This is a genomic window from Acinetobacter sp. Z1, from assembly GCF_024296945.1.
Lineage (GTDB): Bacteria > Pseudomonadota > Gammaproteobacteria > Pseudomonadales > Moraxellaceae > Acinetobacter > Acinetobacter beijerinckii.
Window position 1 is genome coordinate 2,366,334 of record NZ_CP101115.1, and the last position, 14,318, is coordinate 2,380,651.

The 14,318-nt window shown below is 39.9% G+C and carries 17 protein-coding genes; 5 read left to right on the forward strand and 12 right to left on the reverse strand.

Translation table 11 applies throughout. From position 1 onward, the window contains the following. Positions 1–13 precede the first annotated feature (13 nt). The 9 genes from NGC85_RS11060 to NGC85_RS11100 are packed head-to-tail and all read right to left on the reverse strand — an operon-like array spanning position 14 to position 7,340. Entirely contained in the window at positions 14–829 is an 816-nt protein-coding gene (locus NGC85_RS11060) for an alpha/beta fold hydrolase (protein ID WP_254731116.1), read from the reverse strand. A gap of 31 nt (positions 830–860) precedes the next feature. After that, positions 861–1,382, reverse strand: coding sequence for a cupin domain-containing protein (locus tag NGC85_RS11065; RefSeq protein WP_005054729.1), 522 nt, complete (start codon positions 1,380–1,382; stop codon positions 861–863). A gap of 34 nt (positions 1,383–1,416) precedes the next feature. After that, positions 1,417–2,640, reverse strand: coding sequence for an MFS transporter (locus NGC85_RS11070; RefSeq protein ID WP_005054731.1), 1,224 nt, complete (start codon positions 2,638–2,640; stop codon positions 1,417–1,419). A gap of 41 nt (positions 2,641–2,681) precedes the next feature. Then, positions 2,682–3,893, reverse strand: coding sequence for an NAD(P)/FAD-dependent oxidoreductase (locus tag NGC85_RS11075; protein WP_254731119.1), 1,212 nt, complete (start codon positions 3,891–3,893; stop codon positions 2,682–2,684). Positions 3,894–3,919: 26 nt separating this feature from the next. Beyond that, positions 3,920–4,852: a VOC family protein gene (locus NGC85_RS11080; RefSeq protein ID WP_099948400.1), complete on the reverse strand. Its 933-nt coding sequence runs from the start codon at positions 4,850–4,852 to the stop codon at positions 3,920–3,922. Positions 4,853–4,864: 12 nt separating this feature from the next. Continuing rightward, positions 4,865–5,629: an SDR family oxidoreductase gene (locus NGC85_RS11085; protein WP_199955223.1), complete on the reverse strand. Its 765-nt coding sequence runs from the start codon at positions 5,627–5,629 to the stop codon at positions 4,865–4,867. Then, positions 5,622–6,692: an aromatic ring-hydroxylating dioxygenase subunit alpha gene (locus NGC85_RS11090; RefSeq protein WP_254731122.1), complete on the reverse strand. Its 1,071-nt coding sequence runs from the start codon at positions 6,690–6,692 to the stop codon at positions 5,622–5,624. The genes NGC85_RS11085 and NGC85_RS11090 overlap by 8 nt, the downstream gene beginning before the upstream one ends. Positions 6,693–6,709: 17 nt before the next feature. Beyond that, positions 6,710–7,009, reverse strand: a complete 300-nt coding sequence (locus NGC85_RS11095) for a recombinase-like helix-turn-helix domain-containing protein (RefSeq protein ID WP_005054741.1) — start codon at positions 7,007–7,009, stop codon at positions 6,710–6,712. Between the two features lie 25 nt (positions 7,010–7,034). After that, complete coding sequence (locus NGC85_RS11100) at positions 7,035–7,340, reverse strand: non-heme iron oxygenase ferredoxin subunit (RefSeq protein ID WP_005062468.1); 306 nt, start codon at positions 7,338–7,340, stop codon at positions 7,035–7,037. A 266-nt stretch (positions 7,341–7,606) separates the two neighbouring features. Here NGC85_RS11100 and NGC85_RS11105 point away from each other — a divergent pair, with 266 nt between their 5' ends. Continuing rightward, on the forward strand, positions 7,607–8,419 hold the full coding sequence (locus NGC85_RS11105; protein ID WP_254731125.1) for an IclR family transcriptional regulator: 813 nt from the start codon (positions 7,607–7,609) through the stop codon (positions 8,417–8,419). Between the two features lie 68 nt (positions 8,420–8,487). Here NGC85_RS11105 and zigA read toward each other — a convergent pair whose 3' ends face one another. From zigA to NGC85_RS11120, 3 genes are read right to left on the reverse strand one after another with little or no spacing between them, the layout of a single operon-like run. Next, positions 8,488–9,711 (reverse strand): zinc metallochaperone GTPase ZigA, encoded by a 1,224-nt coding sequence (gene zigA / locus NGC85_RS11110; RefSeq protein WP_254731128.1) that lies wholly within the window; start codon positions 9,709–9,711, stop codon positions 8,488–8,490. A 15-nt stretch (positions 9,712–9,726) separates the two neighbouring features. Further along, positions 9,727–10,125 (reverse strand): transcriptional repressor, encoded by a 399-nt coding sequence (locus NGC85_RS11115; RefSeq protein ID WP_254731131.1) that lies wholly within the window; start codon positions 10,123–10,125, stop codon positions 9,727–9,729. A gap of 6 nt (positions 10,126–10,131) precedes the next feature. After that, positions 10,132–10,845 carry a D-Ala-D-Ala carboxypeptidase family metallohydrolase gene (locus NGC85_RS11120; RefSeq protein ID WP_254731135.1) on the reverse strand — a complete coding sequence of 238 codons (714 nt, stop codon included), beginning with the start codon at positions 10,843–10,845 and terminating at the stop codon, positions 10,132–10,134. Positions 10,846–10,955: 110 nt separating this feature from the next. On the opposite strand from NGC85_RS11120, the gene folE2 reads away from it, so the two are divergent. Genes folE2 through NGC85_RS11140 form a run of 4 tightly spaced genes read left to right on the forward strand, consistent with a single transcriptional unit; the run spans position 10,956 to position 14,198 of the window. Continuing rightward, positions 10,956–11,858, forward strand: a complete 903-nt coding sequence (gene folE2, locus NGC85_RS11125; protein ID WP_254731138.1) for a GTP cyclohydrolase FolE2 — start codon at positions 10,956–10,958, stop codon at positions 11,856–11,858. Beyond that, positions 11,852–12,271 (forward strand): phosphoribosyl-AMP cyclohydrolase, encoded by a 420-nt coding sequence (gene hisI, locus NGC85_RS11130; protein ID WP_254731141.1) that lies wholly within the window; start codon positions 11,852–11,854, stop codon positions 12,269–12,271. The genes folE2 and hisI overlap by 7 nt, the downstream gene beginning before the upstream one ends. Positions 12,272–12,292: 21 nt before the next feature. Continuing rightward, a complete protein-coding gene (locus NGC85_RS11135; RefSeq protein WP_134251966.1) occupies positions 12,293–12,853 on the forward strand; it encodes a carbonate dehydratase in 561 nt (186 codons plus the stop codon). Continuing rightward, the gene (locus tag NGC85_RS11140; RefSeq protein WP_254731144.1) at positions 12,843–14,198 is read left to right on the forward strand and encodes a dihydroorotase; all 1,356 of its coding nucleotides are present in this window, start codon (positions 12,843–12,845) and stop codon (positions 14,196–14,198) included. Before NGC85_RS11135 ends, NGC85_RS11140 begins: the two co-directional genes overlap by 11 nt. The last annotated feature ends 120 nt before the right edge of the window (positions 14,199–14,318 follow it).

A 14,318-nucleotide genomic window follows, 5' to 3' on the forward strand; every position in this document is an offset into this window, starting at 1 on the left:
CATATCTCTCTAATTAATTTGCCGATAAAACAATGTCGTTAAACTGATCAGGTTGATCGACATAACTCAGATGACCTGCATCTGTAATGAGATGACATCGGCTCAATTGCATTTCCATCGCCAGCTCCATGATGACTTGAGCAGGTGTGATTTCATCTTTATCACCTGCAATCACCACACATGGGACTTTGATATCTGCTAAATAATTTCTAATCTCGTCATACGCCAACAAATACGATGCTCGCGTAAAACCGTCTAAAGTGAGTTGTCCCATCACCTCACTGACCAATGCCAGTGCTTGAGGGTCTTGTTTATAAATTAAATGTGGACCACGGCTTGCCGTCATCCCCGCATTGCCCAAGCTTTTCAACATATTTGGGCGTTTCTGATACACCTGTGCTTTGGTATCCTCATCCGAGCGTTGATAACCCTGTGCTGCATTGGCAATGATTAGGATTTCAACTCGTTCAGGATAAAGATGGGCAAAAGCACTTGCCTGTAATGCGCCTAATGAATGACCGACAATGATGGCTTTAGAAATCACCAATGCATCCATAATCGCTAGTACTCGCTGAGCATAATCGGTTGCATTTGGCTGCTCCGTATCTAAGTTCTCAGATAAGCCATAACCCGGCGCATCCCAAGCAATGACATGAAAATGATGACTAAGTACAGCAAGCTGATTGACCCATGAAGCAGAACCTGAGCTGATACCATGTAAAAGAATCAGTGCTTGTCCTTGCCCAGCTTCGCGATAGGCTTGTACCTGACCATCAATCTCAATGGTTTTCACTGGGTATTGGACTAATGTGTCAATCAAAGTCATCATTTCATTCCTTTGTTGCAGTTAAACGCTTTAATTAACGTTTGATTTGAGACAATGGATGCTCAGGTGGATAGTTCGGAATGGTTGGTTTTCCAGCACCTAACATCACACACATCAAGGCATCTTCTTGACCAGGATTAAACAAACCACGGTAAATACCCGGTGGAATTGAAATCAAATCACGCTCTTTCAATTTGGTCTGGAATTTCTCACCGTTGTGCTCAATGAACAGATCAATCTCGCCACGTAACATGAAGAACACTTCTTCAACATCGTGATGGATATGCAAAGGTCCTTCACATTGCGCAGGTAAAACCATGGTTGAAAAAGTAAAGTTTTCAGCTGGAACCGTATTGCCATCATTGACCACACCTGTTGCGCCAGTACCCATATAGCGCATTTGCGCACGACGATATTTCGGGTCGTAATCTGCTTGGAATTTCAAGGCGTCGAAATCATATTTACGTGTTTCAAAACGTGCGATACGCGTATTTAACCAATCTTGTAAATTTGTACCTTCAGGTTGTGTCCATGATTCAAATTGTTGAGTAGTCATGTTTTAACTCCTAGGGTTTTGATAAATAATTTAATTAATAACGTTTCAGTAAAGGTAATAAGAAGAACGATCCAATCACGGCGACTGCCGCTAAGAAAGTAATTCCCAAATTAAAACTATTGGTTTGCATCACGATGTAACCGATCAGAACCGGTGCAATCGCACTGGCAAAGTTACCTAAACCATTGAAAATTCCGCCAGCTGTTGCACCGACATCAGCAGTTGTTACACGGGCAAGTAAGGCAAAGATGGCTGCGACACCAAAACCCCAAGACATTGCACTAAAAGACATAGCAGCAATGACAAGAATCGGGTCGGTCATAATGACCATTACATACATAAAGATGCCTGCAACCAATAAACCACCAAAGACTTGCACAGCGCGGCGACCTAACTTGTCAGAAAGGAATGCACCGATCACTTCACCAATAAGCATTGCTATGAATGGTAAACTTGAATAAATACCAAACTCTTTAAGGTTGAAGCCTTTGTCTTGGATTAAATACGATGGCACCCAACTGTTTAATCCCCACAAGTAAGTCATCAATGCAATATTGAAGATACACACCAACCAAAATGCACGGTTTTGCAATAAAATCTTGGTGTTCTGAATATGACCTTTAAAATTGACACGCTTACTTGTCGCTTCCAACTCAATGGTTTTCTTGAGTTTTAAATTACGTAATCCAAATACAATCGCAATTAAAGCGACGATCGTTAATGCTGCCATGACAAAGAATGTGGTATGCCAATCATGTTTAGCCAATACCGCTGCGGTGATTGGAAAGCCTAAAAAAGCACCTATAGGTGTTCCCAATAAAAACATGGTTGATGCACGTGCTTGCTGTCGATCGGTATAGGTTTGTTTAACAATGGTATAAGCCAGTGCGAACAATGGACCTTCTGCCAATCCCAGTAAAACGCGCAGTACTAACATTCCTGAATAGCTTGTTGTAAAGCCCATACAGAACATCAGCACGCCCCAAGAGGCAACACTCCAAAACAGCATTTTCTTTGGATCAAAAATATCTCCAAGAAAACTAAGGAATACTGATGAAAAACCGTAAGCCAATAGAAAACTGGTCATTAACCAACCCAGTTTTGCTTTATCTTGTGCAATTCCCATTGCACCTTGAAAATGTGGATCTGCAAAAAGAACCGCGATACTGATCTTGTCAAAAAATGCGAGCACTACGCATATCATCAGGACAAAAGCAGGCACCCAATGCTTAAATCCACTTTTCTCTTCATTACTCATACTTCATTCCTTCGATTGAGTTATGAACCGGAATTAAATGTTTATGGTTTTAATTTCATGACATTAAATTCAGGGTCTGCTAATAGTTTTGCATCTAATAGAGTATTGGACTGCATCCAACGTTTAGCCAGTTTGACCAGTTTTGAATCATTGATGGCGATCATATTAAGTAAATGGTTTTGATCATCTAGATATAAATAACTGCATTGATCATCCGTACTTTTTCGAACAACAATTTGTGCAGTTTTTTCAGGTTGATAAATCCCTAATATTTGAATATTGAAGTGGTACTGATCTGACCATAACCAAGGAATATCGGTATATTCTGTTTCGATACCCAGCATCGATTTTGCAGCTGCAATTGCTTGGTTCTGCGCATTTGCCCATGACTGAATGCAATAACCTAAACTAGGATGGATAGCCACATCACCTGCGGCATAAATATCTTGATCAGAAGTTTGACCAAAACAATTCACCACAATGCCATCTTTGACATCTAATCCCGCATTGACACCAAGCTCTTTAGCGATGTCCGCACCAGCCCCAACCACAACGCAGTCAAACAACTCGCTTACATTGGGATGATTAACCACTTCAACTTTGCCTTGCCCTGCTTCGATTAAGTGCAAGTTTTTACTATTCAAATGAATTTGCGTACCTTGTTGCTCATGCATCATTTTCAAAAAATCAGATACATCTGGGCTAACACTTCGAGCGCAAAGACGATCACCATATTCAAAAATATGAACCTCTTTGCCCTGTTTACGAGCAGTCGCCGCAATTTCTAAACCAATCCAACCACCACCGACTACAGCCAATTTTTGAGCATGCTGCAAAATTTCTGCGAGGCGTTCGCAATCTTGAACATTACGCAGCGTGACGACATTTGGAATAAACTGCCACGTATTCACAGGTACACGAGCACGACTTCCAGTGGCAATCAACAACTTGTCATAAGGCAATAACTGACCACTGTCCAAGATGACCTGTTTGTGTTGGCGATCCACTTCAGTTGCCACAGCAGGCTTATGCCATTGGATATTGAACTCTTGAACCTGCTCTGCTGAAAATAAATTTAGGCTTTCATAACTTGCTTCTTTAGAAAGCACCTGTTTTGAAAGTGGTGGACGCTCATAAAACACCTGATCTTCATTTGAAACCACATGGATTTCACCTGAAAAACCATTTTGACGTAGTGTACTGACTGCCCAACCCGCGGCTTGTCCTGCCCCAACAATTACGATTCTTTCCATAGCATTTCTCCCTGCTTCATCAGACTTTATGCAGGTTTCACTTGACGGCGAGTATGGTCATCTAAACCACCTTCAATCGCCCATTCAGTGAAAAGCTCTAAACGATGTTCCTCGACACGTGGTTGCCATTCTTCAGTCAAATAATCATCATTGGTGTAATACTCAAATGCACCACCCAATGGTGAATTGACGTACCAAAAATATGCTGAGGAAATTGGATGACGCCCTGGTCCAATAAACGTTGACCATTCAGAACGATTCATATTCAAACCACCGCCAATCACTTCATGAATATCACGAACCACAAAAGCAACATGGTTTAAACCAGCAGGTTTGTTTGGAATAGACAATAAAAACAAGTCATGGTGATAGCCCTTACCTCGACAACGCAAGAATGCACCACGATTGCGGTAAGCGTCTGAAAGATAGAAACCTAACTTTTCAATATAGAATTTTTCGGTTTTTTCCAAATCAGGTGTGAAAAACACCACATGTCCAATCGCAACAGGCTGACCTTTTTCATACACTGGACTCGCCGCATTAATACGATTAACAGTTCCGTACTGATTAATCCCTTCTGTTCTTAATGTTGGTAGCTCATGAGTGAAACTCTTTTGGAAACGAATCGTCATACCATTCGGGTCTACACATTGCACCATATCAGTCGTTGCTTGAAAGCCCTCAACATCAGCCAAGCGAACCGCTAAATCTGCTAAATCTTGTTCAGGTTGATCAAGTCCCCATGTCACTTCGCGCAGTGTTGAACCTGATTCAATCGCTTGCGGTAGACGATTATCATCACAATCAAACAAATAAATCTTGCTACCATTCTGGGTTTGATAAAGATCAGCACCTTCAATATCTGAACTGCCTTGAGTCAATCCAAAGTCTGCCAAAAACTTATTGGAAGCAGCCCTGTCCTCAACACCAAACTTTAAAATCTCAATCCCTGTAATCATGAGACAAACTCCTTAATTAAAGACAAAACCGCCATTTACTGGAATATTTTGACCTGTCACGAATGAAGACAAGTCCGAGAGTAAATACAGTGCTGTGCCATTTAAATCCTGTGGTAGTTGCTGACGCTGAATCGCTCGACCATTCACATATAAATCATGACGTTCTTGCGGTACATATTCAGTCGCTTCTACAAGTGTTAAACCCGGTGAAAGCGTATTGATACATATGTTGAATTGCCCAAGCTCTCTCGCCATCGAACGTGTCATTGCAACCAATGCACCTTTGCTGGCTACATAAGCCATTAGATTCGGTGCGCCCCACAAAGCCGTATCAGAAGCGACATTAATCACTTTTCCAGCATCTGCCTGTTTGAGGAATGGCACACATGCCTTTGTGACTAACCATGTGCCTTTGACGTTGATGTTCATGACCCGATCCCAGAGATCAGCGTCATAATCCATTAAACTTTTACCGCCAACATTGGTTGCTAGAGCAGCACAATTGACTAAACCGTCTAATCCACCTAAATATTTAACAGCCTGTTCGACAGCCTGCTGAATTGAAACAGCATCAGCCAAATCAATTTTTACAGCCTTAACTTTTAAACCTCTTTGCTGAAGTTCAATCGCTTCTTCCTGAACAAGGTCATCTAAAATATCTGCCATGACGACTTGAGCACCTGCCTCAGCAATTGCTTGTGCAAAGTCACGCCCCAAGCCTCTTGCCGCGCCTGTGACAAGGACTTTTTTGCCTTGTAACAATGCAACATTAGCCATGCGCTTCTTCCTTCATTTCAATACGGTTTGAATTATTCAAAGCTGCAATTTTCTTTAACTGCTTTTCTGCTTCTTTTTTCATTAAACGGCGTAAACGAGATAAACCGACATCATGTTGATAGAGGAATTCTTGTTGGCGTGCATTTGGCGCAAGATTTTCCAAGATGATTCGATCTTGTTCCAATACATCCCAATGCAATTTTTCTAAATGATTACGGTAAAGGAAGCGCCAGACATTACGTTGCCAACCACTGACTTTGCGGCAACGCCAAAAGAATACGCGAGTATTATTGGCATCAATCGGTGTTGCGTAACCAACAATCCAGAACTCACCACCTGGACCAAAATCTTTGCGATAAGGAATCGAGAGACGTAACCAGCTTGCACCTGTATTGGCATATTCAACCCAGTCGAAATTGACACCAATTTGACCTTCTTTCTCAAAAACAAAACCATGCTCAGTTGAACGATGTTTCATTTCCGCGGTGCGATCACCTTCTGCCATTGAGTGCGAAGTACAATGCAAATAACTGCCATGCATTGGGTCCATCACATTATCAATCGCATACTGATGATTCACTTTCCAATCTGCTTGGCACAGAAATGCACTCCAGTCTTCACTCGCAAGTTGTTCAGGAAAATCGAGTGCTTTCGGTTCTTCATTTGGGTCGATCCCAAACCAAAGGAAAATTGCACCATGTGCTTCGATCACTGGATAGCTTTTAATACATTTTGTGCCTTTCATTGGGCAATCATGTACTGCTGGTACATCTTCGACCACACCATCATGGCGAACCTCAACACCGTGATACCAACAAGCCACACGATTTCCAAGATTCCAACCTAATGAAAGACGTGCGCCACGATGTGGACAACGATCTTCTAAAGCATGAACTTGACCTTGGTCATCACGCCAAACCACAATATTCTCACCCAAACGAGTGATACCCACTGGATTTGCGGCGACTTCCCAACTGGCAAGCACTGGATGCCACTGGTCACGTAAACCTAAATCTAAATATTCTTCAACACTTGGTGTTACTGACGATACTGCTGCGTTCATAATCGTTCTTCCTTGAATCAATAACCTAAACGTTGCATTTCTTCTGAAAAACTATCAGAAGTCCAAAGCTCACCAGACTCACAACGAAAACCTTGCTGGTTTAAAGTCTGAACTAAATCTGCAAGCTCAGTCACACCTGCTGTAAAGGCTTTAATTAGATGCTGAACAAAGTCTTGTTCATATACGGTTGGTTCTTTATAGCGAGTTTGCCAAATTAAAAGTTCTGGCTGCCCCGGAACCTGAATATTGTTAATTCCTGCTTCGGTTGCTGGCGTGGCATGTATCCAGTTCGCTAGCTTTTCATTAAATGTTTTCATGCGATTCCTTCCTTTTAATTAAGACCTAGAGTTGAATTTGTACTTCCTGCCCTTCAACACGTACAGGATAAGTGCATAGATCACGACATCCCGGTCCACTCTTTAGCTCACCCGTTTGAATATCAAAAATCGCTTCATGCAACGGACATTCAACGGTCTGATCTTCAATAAAACCTTCAGTTAATAAGGCATAGGCATGTGGGCAAACATTCTCGATAGCAAAATATTTTTCATCGATGAAAAATACGCCAATTTTCTTACCGTCAACTTCAATGGCTTTTGGCTCGTCTTCGGTGATGTCGTCTTGCTGACAAACTGAGATCCAACTCATCCTTGCATCCTCATTTGTTTTATATATAAAACATTATTTGATATAACAAACTTTAATAAAGAATACTCCTATGATGATTTTTATGTCAAACTATATATATTATTTAAAATCAAAAACTTGATTTTTATTACACATTCTTTTACGTTTTACTTGAGAAATTTTGTTTTATATATAAAACTATCTTTTCGTTCTACTTTACAGTTAGAATAGAATCCTAAGAAAATTAAATTTTTATTATTTGCGTTTTTTGTAGGAAAATTAAGCTGATGAACTCAACCATAGAAACAGACTCTCAAGAATCTGAGCTCACAAAAAATGACGATCGCTATTTAGTACCCGGTTTGGTACGTGGCTTGGCAATTTTGCAAGCCTTTAATCAGCAAACCCAAGAAATGACCATCACCGAGATTGCAGAGATTTTGGATGTAAACCGATCTAGTGCTTTTCGTCTAATCTACACCTTAGAATCATGTGGCTTCCTTAGAAAAGCGTCTCAAAAAACCTATGCACTTGATTCAAAGGTGATGGAACTTGGTTTTAACAGTTTATCAAAGCAATCGCTGTTAGATTTGGCTACACCATTGATGAAAGAACTGCGTGATCAAACTAAACTTGCAATACATTTATCGATTTTGGAAGGCACACATATTGTCTTTATCAATAATGTGCAGTCGAATGGTACTTTTAGCAGTAACATTGGTTTGGGTACTCGCTGGCCTGCTCATGCGACTGTGATTGGACAAATGTTATTGGCTGACCTATCTGAAAATGAAATTCGAAATCGCTATAAAAACTTCAATGAGTGGGAAACTTTTTCCGAGTTAACTCCCAAAAATCTCAAAGAATTACTTCAACGGCTTAGCTTTGTTAAAACACAGCGATCAATGGTCAGTTGGGGGCATTACAATCATGACATGGCTGCTTGTGGTGCTCCAATTTTCAAACAATCCACTGGTAAAATAACTGCTGTTTTATCTGTAAGTTGTCCTTTAGGCACCTATGATGAACATTATTTTAAAAATGAAATTGCAGACACAGTGATTCAGACTGCTGATAAGATTTCTAAATTTATCTATTGATGATTGATATCATCTCAATTTGAAATAGGTAAAAGTGAGCTTCTAAACGCTAGAAGCTCACAAATGTTCTATCTTAAAATCATATCTGTCCAACCCGTGAATGGATTATCAAACAGCTCCCATTCTTTTGCGCCAAGTGCCATTTCATCATCTGTTAATAAGCAAGCATCAAACTGAGCAGTCAAAGCAGCTTGATCCATATCCATACCGATCAGAACAATTTCCTGACGCGCATCACCTGTTAAATCATCCCAACTTTTTTCGATCGCATCACGACTGCTTTGATCTTCTGGCCAATGCTCATCTGGTACTGCTGCCCACCAATATCCTGCTACACCATGACGAGCCATCGCACCTGCTTGCGACCAAGACCCTGCAAACTCTGGATTACAAGCCAACCAAAAGAAACCTTTTGAACGAATCACACCTTGCCATTCAGAATTTACAAAATCAAAAAAACGTTGTGGATGGAAAGGCTTTCTTGCTCGATAAACAAAACTACCTATCCCATATTCTTCGGTTTCAGGTGTATGCTCACCTCTTAATTCTTTTAACCAACCAGGTGCTTGAGCTGCTTCATTAAAATCGAATAAGTTAGTATTTAGAATTTTATCTAGCTTCACTTGCCCAAATTCAGAAATTTCAATTTTCGCTCTTGGGTTAAGTGAATGTAGGATGCCAAATAATTTTTCTTTTTCTTCACGATTAATTAAATCAACTTTATTTAAAATAATCACATCACAGAATTCAATTTGGTCGATTAAGAGATCAACCACATTACGTTCATCGTCCTCACCCAACGATTCACCTCGTGAAGTTAAGCTATCAAGCGAACTATAATCTTTTAAAAAATTATAGGCATCGACCACAGTCACCATGGTATCCAAACGCGCAAATTCACTCAGTGAAACACCACTTTCATCTTCGAAGGTAAATGTTTCTGCAACGGGCAAAGGTTCAGAAATCCCTGTTGATTCAATCACCAATTGATCAAAGCGATTATCTTCAGCTAAACGCCGTACCTCAATCAATAAATCCTCTCGTAAGGTGCAACAAATACAACCATTGCTCATTTCAACCAGTTTTTCATCTGTACGTGATAATTCAGCACCGCCCTCACGAACTAAAGCCGCATCAATATTCACCTCAGACATATCATTGACGATTACGGCTATTTTTCGCCCTTCACGATTGTTCAAAATATGATTGAGCAACGTGGTTTTTCCTGCACCTAAAAAACCAGATAGGACGGTCACAGGAAGTTTGCTTGGAGTGGCTAAAGAATGATTCATTGGCGTTCTCACTAATTAAAGATGTTGAGTTTTATGTTTAGAAAGACATGAAAAACATTGACCTAATACTTCTAAATATGGGTAACTCGGATTGAATTGTTTGGCTTGGATGGTGCTTTCTACACAGGTTTTAAGTTGTGGAATGAGGATACTTTGCACGCTTTGGCATTCGGTACACACAGTAAAAAGCCGATAACTTGCTGAGAGTTCGGCTTGATTTAACACATACATATTCAAGGTATTTAGTTTTATGATCAGGCAATGTTCTGACAGTTTTTTAAGGATTCGATAAATCTGAATAGGCGCTTGAAAGCCATAAGGTTTGGCTTTTTCCAATAACTCATAAGCACTCATGGCTTTATTTTCTGTTTTTAAAATATCTAAAATATTTTGTTGGGCGATAGTGAGCTTCATTGCAATTTACTCATTGTTATTATTAAAAGAATTACTGATACACGGCGATGAGGTATAACGATGATCAACACCCCATGTACGATAGCCTGCTGTATCGATATGGATTTGTCCTGATGCATATACACCTAAACCCATATTTAACGCTTCACCTTGCGCTATCCAGAATTCACAAAGCTTCTTTTTTGTATTTTCGATATGAATTTGTTCAATGGAGTCAGGTGTTTCACTGCCTATACGAAAATCGAGTGCGGCGTTAAAGACATGTTTTGAAGCACCCGCACCACCTGCACACTGATTTAGTGCAAAGCTGCGATACACAGATGTCACCGTAATCTGATCAATTCGCCCTTGTTGTAGCAACTTATGCAAAATATTTAATGTGGGAACAATGTTGTTCCATAGCTCTCTGGGGGGAACTTCATATTCGACGTAGTTACATTTTTGCCAATCTCTGGCAGTTTGAAAAAACTCAAAATCAGGAATAAATGCATCAATTCCCTGTGCTTTTAAAAAGTTTTTATAAGCTTGTATTTGTTGCTGATGATCAACTTGCATTGTCCACATCTGATAAGAAGCAGGAATAGACTTCGGTTTAAGAATAATTTTTGGAATCGTAGTTTTTATTTCACGCGGGGCATGCTGATAAAACGAAATCGCTTGGTTTGGAGACTGGCAAGCAGAAAGACCGCATATAAATCCGAGCATGTAGATTTTTTTCATTTTTGATTCGCTAAGGTCTGCTAATTCAAATTAACTTCGCAGCGAGCTTGTCGATGCTTACTGTTATGTTATAACATTACATTTGATATTACAACGTAAGCTATCAACAAATGAATCTTGCTCTTCCTGATATTTCAGCCGACTCCACTTTACCCAAAGCGTATAGCCATTGCCTTGATTGGGTGGGCATGGAAAAAATTGCATTACCCGTTCGTATCGAAAATACGCTATGTCAAAGTCAAGTTAATGCTTATGTCAGTTTAGACGATCCCTTAGCTAAGGGAATTCATATGTCACGCTTGTATACGCGACTGTTAGAACTGAGCTTGATTGGAAATTTAAACTTGATGAATTTAAAGTCTTTATTACAAGACTTTTTAGAAAGTCATCGCGATCTATCCAAACATGCAAAAATTGAAATTCATAGTGAACTGTATATCGAACGACCTGCATTGATCAGCAAGCTTTCAGGTTGGAAAAGTTATCCTTTTGTTTTGTCATGCCAACTTTTAGATGAGCAGTTTTTAGCAGAATTAAAAGTTGAGATTCCCTATTCATCAACCTGTCCATGCTCGGCTGCGCTTTCAAGAAACATTATTCAACAACGTTTTGAATCAGCACTCAACAATCAAGACATTCGTCTCGACCAGCAAGAAATTTTAGATTGGCTAAGCAGTACTGATGCCATTGCTGCGACACCGCATAGTCAAAGAAGCTTTGCAATTCTTAATTTTAGACTTGATCAAAATATCCAACATATTCCACTGATTTTATTTATCAATCAGGCTGAACAAGCCCTCATGACACCTGTTCAAACAGCCGTTAAACGTATCGATGAACAGGCTTTCGCAATTGCCAACGGTCAAAACCTGATGTTTTGTGAAGATGCCTTAAGACGACTGTATGGCACATTTTTAAATCATAAAAGTATTAATGGCTTTAATTTCAAAGTCATTCATGCAGAAAGCCTGCATGCGCATGACGCTGTGGCTCAAGGTTCGTGGCAATGGTAAAGCATTCTATTTTTGAACAAATGGAACATGGGTTTTTGGGTCAGAAATTTGATTTTGAGAATGTATTTGAACAGATCAAATGGAACCAAGATGGTCTAGTTCCAGCGATCACTCAAGATCAAACCAGCAAAGAAGTATTGATGATGGCTTGGGTCAACCGAGAAGCTTTAATCGAAACCTTGCAGACCAAACAAGTGTGCTATTGGTCGCGCTCACGAAAATGCTTATGGCGTAAAGGTGAGAATTCAGGACATCGTCAATATTTGACAGATGCCAGACTCGATTGTGATGGAGACTGCCTATTATTCCTTGTTAATCAAACTGGTCCAGCCTGCCACACCCTACGCCCGACTTGTTTTTATCTTGGTCTCAATACAGATCAAGTGACGATTTTAACTCAACCTGTGATTTAACTTATTTTAAGCGGTAATTCTATGCTACGTAAAAATCCATCTGGTCATTTGCCTGTTATCGATCAATCTGCATATGTCGATCAAACGGCTATTATCTGCGGCAAAGTCATCGTTCATGCCAATGTGTTCATTGGTCCTTATGCCGTAATTCGTGCTGATGAAACCGATGAACATGGCGAAATGGAACCGATTATTATCGGTGCTAACTCCAATATCCAAGATGGTGTGGTGATTCACTCCAAAGCAGGTGCAGCAGTGACAATTGGAGAAAATTCATCGATTGCACATCGTTCGATTATTCATGGTCCTTGTGAGATTGGTCGCCATGTTTTTGTTGGTTTTAATAGCGTTTTATTCAACTGCAAAGTCGGTGATCATAGCGCGATCCGACACAATGCAGTGGTCGACGGGCGTGATTTACCGAGTCACTTTTATGTTCCTGCCATGAGCTATATCAATCCCAAAACAGATTTGAGCCTATATCCGCCTGTTGATGTTTCAATCAGTGAGTTTTCTGAAAGTGTGGTGAGCACCAATATCGAATTAGTCAAAGGATATAAGGCATTGCACAATGAATTTTAGACAATTTCCCAAGATCATTATTCGCAATGCCAATCTAGTCAATGAAGATAAACAGTTTATTGCCGATGTACTGATTCAAGATGGACGAATCGAGAAAATTGCTAGCAATATCACTGGTATTTTCAATGCAAAAATCATTGATGCTAATGGTGCTTGGCTGATCCCAGGCATGATTGATGATCAAGTTCATTTTAGAGATCCAGGTTCACCACACAAAGGTAGTATCGCCTCTGAATCTATGGCTGCAACCATTGGTGGGATTACCAGTTACATGGATATGCCCAATACTAATCCTGCGACATTGAACTTAGAGACTTTGGCACAAAAAAAGCAAATTGCAGCGCAACATAGTATGGCAAATTATGCGTTTCATTTTGGCGTGAGTTCTGACAATTTAGAGATTATTGAACAACTTGATCCTAAATTAGTCAGTGGTGTCAAAGTGTTTATGGGTGCATCAACAGGCAATATGTTGGTCGATGATCCTAAAATTCTGGAGCGTTTATTTGCCAATGTACCAACCATCTTATTGACGCATTGTGAATATACGCCTCGAATTAAAGAACATGAAAAACTATATTTGGAAAAATATGGCGAAAATATTCCAGCAGCAATGCACCCTAAAATTCGAGATAAACAGGCCTGCTTTGAAAGTTCTCGACTTGCTGTTTCCTTAGCCGAGAAATACGGCACTCAACTGCATGTTTTACATCTGACCACAGCCAAAGAGTTATGTTTATTTAAAGATCTGCCTTTAAATCGAAAACATATTTCTGCCGAAGTCTGTATTCATCATCTGAGTTTTGATGATGCTGACTATGCCACTCTGGGACATTTAATAAAATGTAATCCGGCAATCAAAACCCAACAAGATAAAGAGGCTTTGATCCATGCGATTTCAAACAGTAATCGTTTGGATATTATTGGAACCGACCATGCACCACATACTTGGGATGAAAAACAACAATCCTATATGAATGCTCCTTCAGGTCTGCCAATGGTGCAACATGCTCTGCCCGCATTGATGGAACTGGTTGCAGATGGAAAGCTCAATATCGAAACGATGGTGCGTAAGACATCTCATCAAGTTGCCGACTTATTTAAGATTAAAGACCGTGGTTATATTCGTGAGGGCTATTGGGCTGATCTCGTTCTACTCAAAGAAAATACCCATAGAATTGCTGTCAAAGATCAAAAAAATTATATGCAATGTGGTTGGAGTCCATTCCAAGATAAAAGCTTTCGTTATGAAGTGGATACCACCATTGTTTCAGGGCAACTAGCATGGCATCAAAATCAGTTATTTTTAAATTGTCGGGGGCATGAATTAGAAATCAATCGTTAAGATTTCTATTTTTAATCAATAATACAATTTATCTTGAATTTTGAGCCTGAGTTTCAGGCTTTTCTTTTTTAAGAAAACAGGTAAATCTAGACCTAACCCTAGAATTCGATTGCATCAAAA